Origin of the sequence: Exiguobacterium sp. RIT452, assembly GCF_003598705.1 — a bacterium.
In the GTDB taxonomy this organism is placed as follows: domain Bacteria; phylum Bacillota; class Bacilli; order Exiguobacteriales; family Exiguobacteriaceae; genus Exiguobacterium_A; species Exiguobacterium_A undae.
This window is the reverse complement of sequence record NZ_QXJB01000003.1, coordinates 260015-273437: the sequence shown is the minus strand read 5'-3', so window position 1 is coordinate 273437 and position 13423 is coordinate 260015. Positions and strand designations below refer to the sequence as shown.

The following is a 13423-nucleotide window of genomic DNA, read 5'->3' as shown; positions in this document are numbered from 1 at the left end:
TAGATGTCACGTTGACGAAGCTTGCGCTTCATTCATTGTTTGTATCCGAAGATACGTTTTTTGCCTCATCGTTCAGTTTTCAAAGTTCGTCATCGTTTGTTTTGAAAAATGGTGGGCCTAAGTGGACTCGAACCACCGACCTCACGCTTATCAGGCGTGCGCTCTAACCAGCTGAGCTATAGGCCCGTCAAAAGCAAACAAAATATGGTGCACCCTGAGAGATTCGAACTCCCGACCCCTTGATTCGTAGTCAAGTACTCTATCCAGCTGAGCTAAGGGTGCGCTATGGTGCGGTCGAGAGGACTTGAACCTCCACAGTGTTGCCACCACTAGGCCCTCAACCTAGCGCGTCTACCATTCCGCCACGACCGCAAATATAAAGTTTAAAATTAAAATGGTGTGTCATGCAGGATTCGAACCTGCGACCCTCTGATTAAAAGTCAGATGCTCTACCAACTGAGCTAATGACACGAAAAACTGGGCTGGAAGGGATCGAACCTTCGCATGCTGGAATCAAAATCCAGTGCCTTACCACTTGGCCACAGCCCAAAAATGGCGGTCCTGACGGGATTCGAACCCGCGATCTCCTGCGTGACAGGCAGGCATGTTAACCGCTACACCACAGGACCACATTTTTGTGAAACTAAGTATGAAATTAAAAATGGTGGAGGATGACGGGATCGAACCGCCGACCCTCTGCTTGTAAGGCAGATGCTCTCCCAGCTGAGCTAATCCTCCAAAATGGTGACCCGTACGGGAATCGAACCCGTGATACCGCCGTGAAAGGGCGGTGTCTTAACCGCTTGACCAACGGGCCATTTAAAAACTGATAATTATTCTCAAGTAACAAATTCACATAAGAGGTCTGGCGGAGATGGAGGGATTCGAACCCTCGCACCAGTTTCCCGGCCTACACCCTTAGCAGGGGCGCCCCTTATAGCCACTTGGGTACATCTCCAAAGATAATGGCTCCGCAAGTAGGATTTGAACCTACGACCTACCGGTTAACAGCCGGTTGCTCTACCACTGAGCTATTGCGGAACGTGACGTTCGCTTCAGAACACTTTTCTATATTAGCAACTTCCTTTCTCTTCGTCAATGCTTTTTTAAAAAAGTTTTTAGTGACGAGAAGTTGTTTAGTTGCTGTCGTTTTGACGACTTCTATAATTTATCATGCTCCGAAATGAACGTCAACTACTTTTGTAAAAAATCTTTCCACGACATTGTCCGCAACGGTATCGTTCCGGATTCATCTTTCTTTTCCTTCTATATAATGTCCCACATTTCTCGCATTCATACAGGTGATTCTTTTTTTCATTTTCTTTTAAACGGGGACTGTATCGTAACCCGCCGTACCGCTGTAGCCACTCTTTAAAGTCATGATCTTGATGGCGATGACCCTTTCCGAGCAGATGCAAATGATAGTGGCACAACTCATGAATGACGATGCCACGAAAGATTTTGTGATCCACAAGATAGCTCCGATTAAAATCCAGATGGTGATCCGTCAGAAAATAACGTCCGCCTGTCGTCCGTAATCGCTCATTAAAAACCGCTTTATGCCGAAACGGTAAAGCAAACACGTCGAGCGAAAGCTGCTCGACGTATTGCTGTAATTGTTCATTCGTCATGACGGACTGACCATCGTCAGACCGATGCGTCCGCGTTCCGGTTCGACACTCGTCACCCATACGGTCACGATGTCTCCCACCGCGATGACGTCCAGCGGGTGTTTGACCCGTTTTTTACTGAGCTTCGAGATGTGAACAAGTCCACTCTCCTTCACGCCGATGTCGACGAAGGCACCAAAGTCGAGTACGTTTCGCACTGTTCCTTGGAACTCCATGCCGACTTGGATCATATCGAGTGACAAGACGTCTTGACGGAGCAACGGTTTATCGAGCGCTTCCCGGGGATCCCGCTCCGGACGTTGCAAGGCTTCGATGATATCACGTAAAGTCGGTTCCCCCACCTCAAGCAATTGCGCCGTCTCGGTTACAGACAACTCATCCAGCTTCGAGCGTAATGCTTCTGTCCCGACCGTTTGTAACGATAAGCCCAGTTGCTTGAACAACGCTTCGACCGTCTTGTACTGCTCCGGGTGAATCGGGGTCCGGTCCAGCGGATGACTGCCTTCCGGAATCCGTAAGAATCCGGCTGCCTGTTCGTACGCTTTCGCTCCCAGGCGTGGAACCTTCAGCAGTTCCTTCCGTGATTCGAAAGCTCCCAGTTCCGAGCGACGTTCGACGATTTTCTTCGCCGTCGCTTTCGTAATGCCGGCAACATAACCGAGTAATGACTCGGAAGCCGTGTTGACGTCGACTCCGACTTGGTTGACGACCGTCTCGACAACAAAGTCGAGTGTCTCTTTCAGCTTCGTCTGCGTGACATCATGTTGGTACTGCCCGACACCAACGGATTGTGGATCGACTTTGACCAATTCCGCCAACGGATCCTGCAAACGTCGTGCAATCGAAATTGCTGAGCGTTGCTCGACTTGCAAATCCGGAAATTCACTGCGCGCGATTTCCGACGCGGAGTAAATGCTTGCACCCGCCTCGTCGACGATCGTAAAGGCAATCTGCTCATGTCCTTTGATCCAGTCGGCAACAAACGATTCCGTCTCACGGGAAGCTGTCCCGTTTCCGATTGCAATCAGTTCGATCCCGTACCGTTTCACGAGATTTGTTAAGACTTGGCGCGCTTCCTGCGCTTTATGTTCCGACATCGTCAGGTAGACGACACCAACTTCTTTCATTTCACCGGTCGGATCAATGACGGCCCACTTGCAACCGGTTCGGTATGCAGGGTCGAGACCAAGCATGACTTTCCCTTTCATCGGTGGCTGCATATACAGTTGACGTAAGTTTTTCCCGAATACTTCAATCGCTTGATTTTCTGCCTTTTCCGTCAACTCATTGCGTAGTTCACGTTCGATTGCCGGGAACACTGATTTCTTGTAGCCCGTTTGGACGGCTTCCTCGACCAAGCGGCGTTTTTGTTCCGCCAACCGGTTAAATGGACGGAGCAGATACGGAAGAATTTGCTGTTCCTCCAACACAATCTTCACCGAAACGATTTTTAGAGCTTCGGCACGATTGATGGCCAGAATCCGGTGCGGCACGATTTGACGGATCCGTTCACTGTATTCGTAATACTGGGCAAACACACGTTTCTCATCAACGGCGTCCTTCTTGATTTTCGTGACGATATCAGCAAACCGATACGCCGCCTTCCGGATATGCTCCCGGACACTTGCTTGTTCGCCCCATTCTTCCGCGATGATGGCCTGTGCCCCCGCAATCGCTTCGCCTTCCCCATGCGCCGCGACATATTGTTTGAATTGGTCCTCATCGTATGCTTTGGGCGAACGCAGAAAGTCAGCGAACGGCGTCAATCCAGCTTCCCGTGCGATTTCTGCTTTTGTTCTCCGTTTTGGACGAAACGGTAAGTACAAGTCTTCAATCTGCTGTAATGTCGTCGCTTCACGCAACGCTTGATTCAATTCTGCTGTCATGACACCTTGTTCTTCGATTTTCCGGAGAACATCGTCTCGTTTGGATTCCAGTTGTGTGATGCTTTTATGGCGGTCGAGGATCGCTTTGATTTCGACCTCATCGAGTTCCCCCGTTTGTTCTTTTCGATACCTGGCGATAAACGGAATCGTTCCCCCGTCTTCTGTCAGCTGTAAAACGGCTTTGACTTGCGCTAGTCGTAAATTCAATTCTGTTGCGATTCTCTTTTCCATCTTCCTCACCTCGTTTTCATTATACCGAAGAATCGACAGGACACAAAAAAAGACTGATGCAGCGCATCAGTCTTTTGAAAATACTTCGTTTGGTTCCACTTTGATTGCTTCGCGTAGCTTTTGAAGCGCGCGGCGTTGAAGACGGGAGACATGCATCTGTGAAATACCGAGTAATTCCCCGGTTTCCTTTTGACTCATGTTCCGGTAATACGCACATTCCAAAATCGAACGTTCCCGATCCGTCAAAACAGCAAAGGCTTTTTCAAGAATCAGCTTTTGGTCAACGGAGTCATAGCCGTTCTCTTGATTGCCGACGAGGTCGAGCAACGTGACTGTACTGCCTTCTTGATCGGCTTCGATCGAACTGTCGACAGAAAGGGCTTGATAACTTTTCCCCATCTCAAGTGTCTCGAGAACTTCCTCTTCCGATACTTCCAGACGAGCTGCAATTTCATCAATGCGTGGTGAACGTTGCAGTTCTGTCGTCAATTCTTCGACGGCTTTTTTGATTTTCGGTCCCAGTTCCTTGATTCGACGCGGCACGTGAACGCTCCACGTCTTATCACGGATGAAACGTTTGATTTCTCCGATGATTGTCGGAACAGCAAACGATTCGAAACTCCGGCCAAACTCTTTATCAAAACGGCGGAGTGCAGCAAGCAATCCGATCATCCCGACTTGAACAAGGTCATCATGGATCGGGCGACCACGCGAGAATTTACGGGCGAGTGCCTCGACGAGGTCTGAATAACGTGCAAGTAATGCCGCATGAACTTCCTCATCTTGGTCATCTTGTTGGTATAGGTCAATTAGTCGAAGGACTTCGTCATCACTGTGATGGCGTTGTTGAGACTTTGCTGGCACTTTGACCCACCTCATCTCTATTCATATATTTTGTCATATGGACAGTGACGCCGTTTGCTTTCTCGATCGTGACTTGATCCATGAGTGCTTCAATCATTAAGATCCCTAGTCCCCCCTCATGCAGAGAGTCTAAATCGTGTGAATCGGTGATCGGTTCACTTTGGCGTTTGACGCTGTCTTTATCGAATGTCACACCGTTATCTTTGACGATGATTTCAAGACGATCGTCCGGGTAGACATTGCATGTCAACGCCATCGATCCATCCTGTTCGCCTTCATACGCATGCTGAACCGCGTTGGCACAGGCTTCCGAAACAGCGATTTTAATGTCTTCGATGTCATCGTATGTGTAACCCATCCGGTTCGCGACGCCTGAAACCGTCAAACGGGCGATGGCAACATATTCCGGTTTTGCCGGAAGTGTCATTTCAAGTTGTTCGTTTTTCATTGCGTTCCACCTCGTACACCACTATCAATTGTAATGATGCTAGAAAGACCAGTAATTTCAAACAAACGACGAATGCGTTCAGACACACCGACGAGTGTAAACGATGTTCCGTTTTTCTTTGAAGCTTTTAAGGCACCGACAAACACGCCAAGACCTGTTGAATCCATATAATGAATCTCATCTAAATGAACGACGACATCATTTGCTTCAACGGCTGGTACGAGTTCTTGACGAAGTTTCGGTGCTGTATACGTATCAATCTCTCCTGCGATATAGAGATGCGTCTGACCATCTAGTTGCTCTGTTTTAATTGTTAAATCCATCTTCAAGTTCCTCCTCAAGGAAAATCTGCTATGTGTTCTCTCTATCTATATAGTTTGAATAATATGGGATAACCCTTCTTAAAGAAAAGGTCACTCTGATGTAATTCCCGCATTCAAACATCTTTAAACCAAAATTTAAAAAAATGTTCAAAAAAAGTCGTATACAGATGTATCGACTCTTCTCGCTGTTATATGTAAGTGCCTAGAAATCAATCAAGCCTAGGCTGATCGCGACGGCACTATTTACTTTCATCATCGTGTCAGGATCTAGGTGCGTGACTTTATCCGTTAGACGGCGTTTGTCGATTGTACGGACCTGCTCAAGTAGGATGACCGAATCACGTTCTAATCCGTGTCGCTCTCGATATACTTCCACATGGGTCGGTAGTTTGGCTTTGTCGATCTGTGCCGTGATCGCAGCCACGATTACAGTTGGGCTGAATCGGTTACCAATATCATTTTGTAGGACAAGGACAGGACGAACGCCTCCTTGTTCCGATCCGACCACAGGTGACAAATTTGCATAAAACACGTCGCCACGTTTGACTATCAAAGCTTACACCCCGCTTACTTGACGTAGGAGCGAGAACTCCGCCTCCGTTTCAATCTGGAACATTTCGCCAACGATTGATAAATTGATCGCTGCCATTTCTTCGTAACCACGTTTCAATTCCTCACGTAGCTGACGTTTGCGTTCTTCGGTCGTATGGTTCGACTTCATCCCAATCGTCTCCTTCGCTACATTTCGCTCAACAAATTGCTTTTCCCGTTGTTGGACCAAGATAATGGCACCTCCAGATTCACTGAAACCTTAACGAACGACTCACTTTCTACTTCAATATATCAGTCAAATTCAGAAAATACAATCAAAATTCAAACAAATAACATTTTTTTGCCATCATATTGATGTCATTTCAAAAACTAAATCCGCGGAACACGCTTCGAAAACTGACAAAGGACTTCATAATTGATCGTCCCCAGCCAGTGAGCAGCCTCGTCAATCGGTGCACCTGCTCCAATCAACGTCACTTCCGTTCCGACCGGGTATTCTTCCGGCAACCGGATCATCAGACGATCCATACAGACACGGCCGACGATTTCACACGGATATCCGTTGACGATCAACGAGTATCCTTGAAATTTACGTGACCATCCGTCGGCGTATCCGATCGGGACTGTTCCGATCCATTCATCCGTCGGTGCCGTATAGGTCGCGCCGTAGCTGATGGTTTGCCCCGGTTCGACTTGCTTCACTTGCAGAAGACGGCTTTTTAATGAAAAGGCCGGTTTTAAGAACTCATAATAAGCACTCATTTCGTCAGACGGCAACGCTCCATATAACGCAATGCCGACACGAACGATATTGTATGGCGCTTGACCCGCCAGTCGAATCGCGCCGGCTGAATTGGCAGCATGAATGTAACGGATACCCGGCACACGCTCGGCGAATTGCAGGAAGCGGGTTTGCTGTTGGTCAAACAAACGGCTCGTCAATTCGTCTGCGGTCGCGAAATGCGTATAAATCCCTTCGAGTTCCAGTAAATCAGAATCCAGTTCAGCAAGCAGTTCGTCCAGTTCCTGAAGCGTCTGTAAGCCGAGCCGCCCCATTCCGCTGTCGACTTTGATATGGATGCGTAAATGATCGATTTCAGTCAGATGTCGTTTGGCTTCCCGCAGCCAGTCGGCTGAAAAGACAGGCACTGCGACATCATAGTTTGAGGCGACGGGCGCATGTTCAGGAAGCAAGGCTTCAAGCATGAGAATCGGCGCTTGAATCCCCGCTTCCCGTAATTCGATGGCTTCTTCCAGTAAAGCGACGGCAATCATGTCCGCCCCGTTCGCCAAAGCGATTTCCGCCACCGTCACGGCACCATGCCCGTATCCGTCCGCCTTGACGACAGCCATCATCGACTGGTCACCGAGGCGCGTCTTGATTTCACGCACGTTATGCGCGATGGCTTCTCGGTCAATTTCTATCCACGTTGGTCGATACATCTGAACTCCTCTTTTCTAGTAAGACTTGTGCAGCCGCATATTGATCGGAATGGGTGATCGAGAGATGAATGATGCCCTCAAACGGTCCCGTCATGACCGGACGGCCGGATGCTTCATTCAACACTTCGAGATCGAGCCATGATACGTCAGATCCGATCCCGGTTCCGAGGGCCTTGACGAATGCTTCTTTCGCGGCGAATCGTCCCGCCAAATATTCGAGGCTCCGGACGCCGGACAACGTTTCAAACCGTTCCTGCTCCCGTTTGGTCAAAACCCGTTGTACGATCCGCGGCTGACGTAACAGTGTCTGTTGCATCCGTTCGAGCTCAACCAGATCCAGTCCTATTCCAAAAATCATTTCTGACGCCTCCACAGTTCTATTCTTCGCTGTCTTCATATAGAATGAAGGGGAAGCGAGGTGTTGTCATGTTTAGTCGAACGGAAAACCTACAAACGTTCACACGTTCTTATCCGGTCGTTTCGTTGTTCATTTTAATCCAAGTCGCTCTGTTTGTCATCGAACAGTTGAATGCCTTTTTCAACTTGGGCTTCTCACCGCTCAATTATGGTTCAGCCATCAATCTGTTCATCGCCAACGGTGAATGGTGGCGGGTCGTCACGGCAACGTTCCTGCACTATGACTTCTGGCATATTGCCTTCAACACGTTTGCCTTGGTCATCTTCGCCCCTGCCTTGGAGCGGATGATCGGTCATGCGAAATTCGCATCGTTTTATCTTCTCGTCGGTACGCTCGCCAACGTCTTGACGTACTTCACGAAAATCAACGAACCCTTTTATGGTCAAGCCGGGGCGTCCGGAGCGATTTTAGGATTGCTCGGATTTTATGTCTATCTCGGTCGTTTTAAACGGACAGTGATCTCAGCGGATGACGCACGCCTTGTCTACATCTTCAGTGCCATCACCGCCATCTTCACGTTGCTCGGATCAAACGTATCCGTATTTGGTCACCTGTATGGATTCGTCCTCGGATTCCTTGCCGGTTTCGTATTTGGAAAAAGTGCCGCTCCGTTCACGCGTCCGTTTAATGTCGGCAAGCGGTCGGCAGCAAGCGGTCGGGTCGTCTATACGAGCGGTTCGGGTCAGACGGGACGCATCATCTTTTATGTCATCGTCGCCTTCGCCGTCTTCGGTCTGCTTGCACGTTTCATTTAATAGACTTAATACGCCTCTACAAAAAAAGCGAGCTGCCCTGATCTCCGTTAGTCGGAATTCAGGGCAGCTCGTTCTTTTTTCATTTCTTATTTCCGTAACGATTCCGCCAAGTCTTTTACATCATCAATCAGATTGTGGATCGTTTCTTGGTTGTCCGTGTACAGCGCACGAAGCTCTTCAAAACGTCCTTTTGGATCTTGTTTGACGGCAGAAAGTTGTGTCCCGGCTCCACCAAACGCCCGTTTGACTGCGGCGAGTTGTGTTTGACGCGTGTCTTTATGAAGCATCGATAACGTTGCTCCGATCAGCGCTCCGCCGACTGTTGCTGCTAAAAAGTAATTCTTCTTCATCTGTTATTCCCCCTAGACTGGTCTTAATGTAACTTAAAGCGGTTGTAAAAGCTGGTACCGTTTCATGACTGGAGAAGGCGCAAACGACTTCCCTGCTTCTTCAGCATACTGGTCGACCGTCAGTCGTTCAACTGATTTCGCATATCGTGTCGCATCCCCGTCATTGCCGAACTGAATCAGCAACACCAAATCGTCTCCACGCTCGACGCGGGCAATCCGGACAGCCTGAAAGCTGTCATATTCAGCGCCAAGGACTTTCGGATTCGACATGACCTGATGGACGAACAAGTCGCCGCTGTTTCGATCGGCCGGAACCGACCAATAGAACAAGCTGCCTTGTTCTTGAAAATTACCGCGCGTCTCAAGCAATGTATAGGTGTTTCCACTTTGGAAAGGTGATTTCCCATCTGTCTCGATAAACAACAGGGCTTCTCCGCTTCCGCTTGCCGCACGAATGTGTGGATCACGCGCACGAATTTGATCAACAAAACTACCGCTACCGAATGTGATGGAAAGTTTAGATGGCATCACAGGCCTCCGCGAGTTCGAAGTCTTTGCCGGTCAGACCGCCTGCATCATGCGTCGTAACCGCCAGCGTAACTTTTTTATAATCGATGATGATGCGGGGGTGATGATTCAGGTGCTCAGCAACCGAACCTACCTCCTGTACAAAATCCAGTGCTGCCGGAAACGAATCCAATGTATAGACACGGACGATTTCGTCATCGACCACGCGCCATTCAGACAATCCTTCCAGACGTTCTTCCACTTCATACTCATTCAACCTTTTCATGCCATATTCCTCCTCCACAATTATTTTCGTCCTATACCTTATACCCTACTTTTACGCTTTCTTATACCTCCCCCCTCCGATTTCTTCCTTTTGTCTTCCGGCGCAGATAGAGTACAATGTGAAAGAGAACACTATCTTCCATACAGAAAGGGGCAGACGCTCATGCGCGCGCTTATTGTCATCGATTATACGTTCGACTTCGTCGCTGACGAAGGGAAATTGACGTGCGGGAAACCCGGCCAAGCCATCGAAGGTCGCATCGCCTCGTTAATGGACGAGTTTTCGTCCGCAGACTACGTCGTCATCGCAAACGACATCCATGAAGAAGGAGATACCTTCCATCCGGAAACGTTACTCTTCCCGCCGCATAACATCCGTGGCACCCACGGCCGGGATCTGTTTGGGCAAGTCGCCGAAATGGCACGGGTCGCGGATCATGTCATCGACAAAACACGTTACAGTGCCTTTGCCGGAACGGATCTGGATTTACGCCTGCGGGAACGTGGAGTTCGTGAAGTTCACCTCGTCGGTGTCTGCACGGACATCTGTGTGTTGCATACAGCCGTCGACGCCTACAATCTAGGATATAAAATCGTGGTCCATGCGGATGCGGTCGCGAGTTTTAATGCGGTCGGACACGACTGGGCTCTTACACATTTCAAACAATCGCTCGGCGCAGACGTCGTCGGCGAATAAGAAGGGATCTGTCTTCATGTTACAACGTAACCTTGCACTTCATACTGACCTCTATCTTCCGCGATGGATGTACATTTATTGGCAGGAAGGGCGTCACAATGAACGTGCTGTTTTTGATGTCTACTACCGGACGAATCCGTTTGAAGGCGGATATGTCGTCTTTGCCGGACTCGAAAACATCATCGAGTACGTCCAGACGCTTCATTTCACGGAAGAAGACATCACGTACCTTCAAAAGATGATCGGTTTCCCGGACGAGTTCAAAGATGAGCTTCGGAACTTCAAGTTCACGGGATCGATCTCAAGCGTCAAGGAAGGCGAAATCGTTTTTCCGAATGAACCGCTCCTTCGCATCGAAGCACGGATTTTCGAAGCCAAGCTGCTGCAGACCGCCATCCTCAACATCGCGAACCATGAATCACTCATCGCGACGAAATATGCCCGGATCCGTCAATCGGCACCGGGTGCGAAGTTCTTAGAAGCTGGAGCACGCCGGGCACAAGGTATTGACGCCGCCTACTTCGGCACACGCGCGTCTTACCTGGCCGGCTTTGACGTGACAAGCCTCGCCTCTGCCGGACGTGACTTCGGAATCCCTTCAGGCGGGACGATGGAGCATGCCGACATCCAGTTCCACGATGACGAATTGACTGCATTCCGGACATTCGCCGCTTATTATCCGGATCAGGCGACACTGCTCGTCGATACGTATGATACGCTCAAAAGCGGTTTACCAAATGCAATCATCGTCGCGAAAGAGCTCGCGGCAAAAGGACATAAATTACGCGGGATCCGGATTGACTCCGGTGACTTGTCTTATCTGTCGAAACGAGCTCGGACAATGCTTGACGAAGCCGGTTTCCCGGAAGTCGACATCGTCTTGTCGGGTGACTTGGACGAGTATGTCATCCAGGATTTACGGATTCAAGGAGCACAGGCGAACACATTCCTCGTCGGTACACGCGGCATCACTGCGTACGAACAACCGGCACTGGGAATGGTCTATAAGTTGGTCGCCCGTGAAGTAAACGGGGAACTTGCTCCTGTCATCAAGGTCTCTTCCTCGAAAGCGAAGACGACGACACCACACATCAAGGAAGTGTACCGGATCGTCGACCGGGTGACGAACAAGTTTAAAGGGGACTACATCACTTTAATGGACGAGGATCCGACCGATCTTGATTCCATCGATTTGATCGATGTCCGGGACCCGTCGTTCCGGAACCGGATCGAAAACTTCAACGTCGAACGTCTCCTGACACCGATCTTCACGGAAGGCGACATGATTTATACCGTCCCGACGATTGAAGAGAGCCGTCATTTTCACGAACAGCAGATCGGCCGTCTGTGGGAAGAGTACAAACGCCTTCGCCTGCCGGAAGTCTATGCCATCACCTTCAGCGACCGCCTCTGGAAACTGAAGCTCGATATGATTCGCGACACACGTACAGCAAGCGGTATTAAATAAAAAAACAGCCCACTTCAACTGAAGTGGGCTGTTTCGTTTGGTGTTGGTGTCATTTGGGCTGTCGCTTGTTCCATTTGTTGACGAAAGTACCACGCGAAACCAAGCGCACCTCCGATGAAGACGATATACGTAATCCGTTGACCAAACTCCGCCAAGGAATCGGCATAAAAAATACTAATCAAGTGGTCGCTTCCACTGATGAGAAGCAGACAGGCAATCAGGAGCGCTATGCGGTAAGCAAGCGTCGGACGATCGGTTGGCTCAGCATGCCAATACATAATGATATGATGGGCAAGTAAAATGATTCCAATGATTCCTAATACTCCTATAAGTGCTTGCGGCATAATGAACGGTCCTCCTGTTTCTGATTTCTAATTTCATTTAAACATAGTTCACCTGAAAATCCTCGTTAAAACTTTCCCATCATCTGTATGGTCACGGTATACTGGAGAAAATCTGCGTACATTCATGCAAGGAGGAGTTTTCGTGAAAACCTTTAAACTGTGCACACTGCGTATCTTGATGGACGAGTCCGGCCGGGATACAACGATTCCGGTCACGATCAAAGACGGATTGACAGTCAGTACCGATCAGACGGCCCAGTGGGTGGCTGAAATCGTCGTCTTAAAACATGATCAACCGATCATCGATGAACTGTTCGCAAAAAATCTGCGGGCCTTGATTGAAATCACAATCTCACGACCGGATAACGATCCGGCTGCCATGATCGTCACACCACTCGAGTGTACACCGTTAAACGAAGGCACCTCTTATTTATTCACCGGAAAAATGGTGATGATGAAAAATGACTTATCCGAATCGATCTTACGCGAAGTCGTCGAAGATCATTTCACAGGGGAAGCATTGATTCAGGAGTATAAAGACCGCCGTTCCAAACGTGGTGCCCATATCACGAGTATCGCCAAGGAAACGTTTAAACAGTACTTACAAGAAAATCCGAAAATCAGTTAAGGACGTTTCGTCCAGTCCAGGATGTGATCGGCAACATTGATCCGGTCGATTTCATACCGGTCGGAAAAACGAATATAGTTGGCACACGCATTTTTAAGCGGTGTCCGATAACTGAATGTGTCATCAATCGAGGATAAAGCGGCTTTGATCGTGTGTGAGTGACAGACGATCAACAGACGTTTTCCTCGATATTTTTGTGTCAACTCTTCGACAGCTGCGAAGACACGGGACTGAATTTCCTGTTCGGTCTCAAGACCCGGGACACGGTCAGTATCATTGGCTTGGACAGCTTCATAAATTCCGGCGATCGGCTTGCCCGATGCAAAACCAAATTCGCGTTCGACCAACCGGTCATCCGTTTCCGTCAGCTCGAGTCCTACGGCACGGCCGATGATTTCCGCCGTTTCGACCGCCCGGGACAACGGACTGGAAATCAAGACATCCCATTTCTCCTGTGCGAGATACGTCGCACTCAAGCCGGCTTGCCACCGCCCTGTTTCGTTCAGCGGGATATCTTCCCGCCCCTGAATCCGTTCGTTTAAATTCCAATCGGTCTGACCGTGGCGCACTAAACAAATTTCTGTCATCTCATT

General features: G+C 49.1%; 18 protein-coding genes and 10 tRNA genes. 4 read left to right on the top strand and 24 right to left on the bottom strand.

Annotated elements, in window-relative coordinates:
* Positions 1-109: 109 nt before the first annotated feature.
* The 19 genes from D3D03_RS10390 to acpS all read right to left on the bottom strand — a co-directional run bounded on the left by D3D03_RS10390 (position 110) and on the right by acpS (position 7736).
* Positions 110-186, bottom strand: a tRNA-Ile gene (locus D3D03_RS10390).
* A 19-nt stretch (positions 187-205) separates the two neighbouring features.
* Positions 206-282 (bottom strand) — tRNA-Arg (locus D3D03_RS10385).
* A 4-nt stretch (positions 283-286) separates the two neighbouring features.
* A tRNA-Leu gene (locus tag D3D03_RS10380) sits at positions 287-372 on the bottom strand.
* 23 nt (positions 373-395) lie between these two features.
* A tRNA-Lys gene (locus D3D03_RS10375) sits at positions 396-471 on the bottom strand.
* A gap of 6 nt (positions 472-477) precedes the next feature.
* Positions 478-549 (bottom strand) — tRNA-Gln (locus D3D03_RS10370).
* 4 nt (positions 550-553) lie between these two features.
* A tRNA-Asp gene (locus tag D3D03_RS10365) sits at positions 554-629 on the bottom strand.
* Between the two features lie 33 nt (positions 630-662).
* A tRNA-Val gene (locus D3D03_RS10360) sits at positions 663-738 on the bottom strand.
* A gap of 4 nt (positions 739-742) precedes the next feature.
* Positions 743-817 (bottom strand) — tRNA-Glu (locus tag D3D03_RS10355).
* Between the two features lie 49 nt (positions 818-866).
* Positions 867-958 (bottom strand) — tRNA-Ser (locus tag D3D03_RS10350).
* An 8-nt stretch (positions 959-966) separates the two neighbouring features.
* A tRNA-Asn gene (locus D3D03_RS10345) sits at positions 967-1041 on the bottom strand.
* Between the two features lie 149 nt (positions 1042-1190).
* The gene (locus D3D03_RS10340) at positions 1191-1631 is read right to left on the bottom strand and encodes a SprT family protein (RefSeq protein WP_119923509.1); all 441 of its coding nucleotides are present in this window, start codon (positions 1629-1631) and stop codon (positions 1191-1193) included.
* Positions 1628-3748: a Tex family protein gene (locus tag D3D03_RS10335; protein ID WP_119923508.1), complete on the bottom strand. Its 2121-nt coding sequence runs from the start codon at positions 3746-3748 to the stop codon at positions 1628-1630. The genes D3D03_RS10340 and D3D03_RS10335 overlap by 4 nt, the downstream gene beginning before the upstream one ends.
* A 66-nt stretch (positions 3749-3814) precedes the next feature.
* Positions 3815-4612 (bottom strand): RNA polymerase sigma factor SigB, encoded by a 798-nt coding sequence (gene sigB, locus D3D03_RS10330; RefSeq protein ID WP_012371666.1) that lies wholly within the window; start codon positions 4610-4612, stop codon positions 3815-3817.
* Entirely contained in the window at positions 4578-5060 is a 483-nt protein-coding gene (gene rsbW, locus D3D03_RS10325) for an anti-sigma B factor RsbW (protein ID WP_026831807.1), read from the bottom strand. Before rsbW ends, sigB begins: the two co-directional genes overlap by 35 nt.
* Complete coding sequence (locus D3D03_RS10320; RefSeq protein ID WP_026827246.1) at positions 5057-5383, bottom strand: STAS domain-containing protein; 327 nt, start codon at positions 5381-5383, stop codon at positions 5057-5059. Before D3D03_RS10320 ends, rsbW begins: the two co-directional genes overlap by 4 nt.
* A gap of 202 nt (positions 5384-5585) precedes the next feature.
* On the bottom strand, positions 5586-5936 hold the full coding sequence (locus D3D03_RS10315; protein WP_014971520.1) for a type II toxin-antitoxin system PemK/MazF family toxin: 351 nt from the start codon (positions 5934-5936) through the stop codon (positions 5586-5588).
* 3 nt (positions 5937-5939) lie between these two features.
* Positions 5940-6164: a hypothetical protein gene (locus D3D03_RS10310; protein ID WP_012371670.1), complete on the bottom strand. Its 225-nt coding sequence runs from the start codon at positions 6162-6164 to the stop codon at positions 5940-5942.
* A gap of 140 nt (positions 6165-6304) precedes the next feature.
* Positions 6305-7378: an alanine racemase gene (gene alr / locus D3D03_RS10305; RefSeq protein ID WP_119923507.1), complete on the bottom strand. Its 1074-nt coding sequence runs from the start codon at positions 7376-7378 to the stop codon at positions 6305-6307.
* Positions 7350-7736: a holo-ACP synthase gene (acpS, locus tag D3D03_RS10300; protein WP_119923506.1), complete on the bottom strand. Its 387-nt coding sequence runs from the start codon at positions 7734-7736 to the stop codon at positions 7350-7352. The genes alr and acpS overlap by 29 nt, the downstream gene beginning before the upstream one ends.
* A gap of 68 nt (positions 7737-7804) precedes the next feature.
* Here acpS and D3D03_RS10295 point away from each other — a divergent pair, with 68 nt between their 5' ends.
* Positions 7805-8551, top strand: a complete 747-nt coding sequence (locus D3D03_RS10295) for a rhomboid family intramembrane serine protease (RefSeq protein WP_026831804.1) — start codon at positions 7805-7807, stop codon at positions 8549-8551.
* A gap of 86 nt (positions 8552-8637) precedes the next feature.
* On the opposite strand, the gene D3D03_RS10290 is transcribed toward D3D03_RS10295, so the two are convergent.
* The 3 genes from D3D03_RS10290 to D3D03_RS10280 are packed head-to-tail and all read right to left on the bottom strand — an operon-like array spanning position 8638 to position 9694.
* Positions 8638-8901, bottom strand: a complete 264-nt coding sequence (locus tag D3D03_RS10290; RefSeq protein WP_026831803.1) for a hypothetical protein — start codon at positions 8899-8901, stop codon at positions 8638-8640.
* Positions 8902-8934: 33 nt separating this feature from the next.
* Complete coding sequence (locus D3D03_RS10285; protein ID WP_026831802.1) at positions 8935-9429, bottom strand: hypothetical protein; 495 nt, start codon at positions 9427-9429, stop codon at positions 8935-8937.
* Positions 9419-9694 carry a 4a-hydroxytetrahydrobiopterin dehydratase gene (locus D3D03_RS10280; protein ID WP_026831801.1) on the bottom strand — a complete coding sequence of 92 codons (276 nt, stop codon included), beginning with the start codon at positions 9692-9694 and terminating at the stop codon, positions 9419-9421. The genes D3D03_RS10285 and D3D03_RS10280 overlap by 11 nt, the downstream gene beginning before the upstream one ends.
* A gap of 162 nt (positions 9695-9856) precedes the next feature.
* On the opposite strand from D3D03_RS10280, the gene D3D03_RS10275 reads away from it, so the two are divergent.
* Positions 9857-10390, top strand: a complete 534-nt coding sequence (locus D3D03_RS10275) for a cysteine hydrolase family protein (protein WP_028105499.1) — start codon at positions 9857-9859, stop codon at positions 10388-10390.
* A gap of 16 nt (positions 10391-10406) precedes the next feature.
* Positions 10407-11858, top strand: coding sequence for a nicotinate phosphoribosyltransferase (locus tag D3D03_RS10270; protein ID WP_119923505.1), 1452 nt, complete (start codon positions 10407-10409; stop codon positions 11856-11858).
* A gap of 14 nt (positions 11859-11872) precedes the next feature.
* Here D3D03_RS10270 and D3D03_RS10265 read toward each other — a convergent pair whose 3' ends face one another.
* Positions 11873-12202 carry a hypothetical protein gene (locus D3D03_RS10265; protein ID WP_026831798.1) on the bottom strand — a complete coding sequence of 110 codons (330 nt, stop codon included), beginning with the start codon at positions 12200-12202 and terminating at the stop codon, positions 11873-11875.
* Positions 12203-12344: 142 nt separating this feature from the next.
* Between D3D03_RS10265 and D3D03_RS10260 the strand changes: the two genes are divergently transcribed.
* The gene (locus tag D3D03_RS10260; RefSeq protein WP_026831797.1) at positions 12345-12830 is read left to right on the top strand and encodes a YwpF family protein; all 486 of its coding nucleotides are present in this window, start codon (positions 12345-12347) and stop codon (positions 12828-12830) included.
* On the opposite strand, the gene D3D03_RS10255 is transcribed toward D3D03_RS10260, so the two are convergent.
* On the bottom strand, positions 12827-13417 hold the full coding sequence (locus D3D03_RS10255) for a histidine phosphatase family protein (protein WP_119923504.1): 591 nt from the start codon (positions 13415-13417) through the stop codon (positions 12827-12829). The genes D3D03_RS10260 and D3D03_RS10255 overlap by 4 nt on opposite strands.
* Between the last annotated feature and the right edge of the window lie 6 nt (positions 13418-13423).

Excerpts from the sequence above, each read along its gene's own strand:
- D3D03_RS10340 (WP_119923509.1), bottom strand. The coding sequence starts at position 1,631 with ATGACGAATGAACAATTACAGCAATACGTCGAGCAGCTTTCGCTCGAC.
- D3D03_RS10335 (WP_119923508.1), bottom strand. The coding sequence starts at position 3,748 with ATGGAAAAGAGAATCGCAACAGAATTGAATTTACGACTAGCGCAAGTC.
- rsbW (WP_026831807.1), bottom strand. The coding sequence starts at position 5,060 with ATGAAAAACGAACAACTTGAAATGACACTTCCGGCAAAACCGGAATAT.
- D3D03_RS10320 (WP_026827246.1), bottom strand. The coding sequence starts at position 5,383 with ATGGATTTAACAATTAAAACAGAGCAACTAGATGGTCAGACGCATCTC.
- alr (WP_119923507.1), bottom strand. The coding sequence starts at position 7,378 with ATGTATCGACCAACGTGGATAGAAATTGACCGAGAAGCCATCGCGCAT.
- acpS (WP_119923506.1), bottom strand. The coding sequence starts at position 7,736 with ATGATTTTTGGAATAGGACTGGATCTGGTTGAGCTCGAACGGATGCAA.
- D3D03_RS10295 (WP_026831804.1), top strand. The coding sequence starts at position 7,805 with ATGTTTAGTCGAACGGAAAACCTACAAACGTTCACACGTTCTTATCCG.
- D3D03_RS10290 (WP_026831803.1), bottom strand. The coding sequence starts at position 8,901 with ATGAAGAAGAATTACTTTTTAGCAGCAACAGTCGGCGGAGCGCTGATC.
- D3D03_RS10285 (WP_026831802.1), bottom strand. The coding sequence starts at position 9,429 with ATGCCATCTAAACTTTCCATCACATTCGGTAGCGGTAGTTTTGTTGAT.
- D3D03_RS10280 (WP_026831801.1), bottom strand. The coding sequence starts at position 9,694 with ATGAAAAGGTTGAATGAGTATGAAGTGGAAGAACGTCTGGAAGGATTG.
- D3D03_RS10275 (WP_028105499.1), top strand. The coding sequence starts at position 9,857 with ATGCGCGCGCTTATTGTCATCGATTATACGTTCGACTTCGTCGCTGAC.
- D3D03_RS10270 (WP_119923505.1), top strand. The coding sequence starts at position 10,407 with ATGTTACAACGTAACCTTGCACTTCATACTGACCTCTATCTTCCGCGA.
- D3D03_RS10265 (WP_026831798.1), bottom strand. The coding sequence starts at position 12,202 with ATGCCGCAAGCACTTATAGGAGTATTAGGAATCATTGGAATCATTTTA.
- D3D03_RS10255 (WP_119923504.1), bottom strand. The coding sequence starts at position 13,417 with ATGACAGAAATTTGTTTAGTGCGCCACGGTCAGACCGATTGGAATTTA.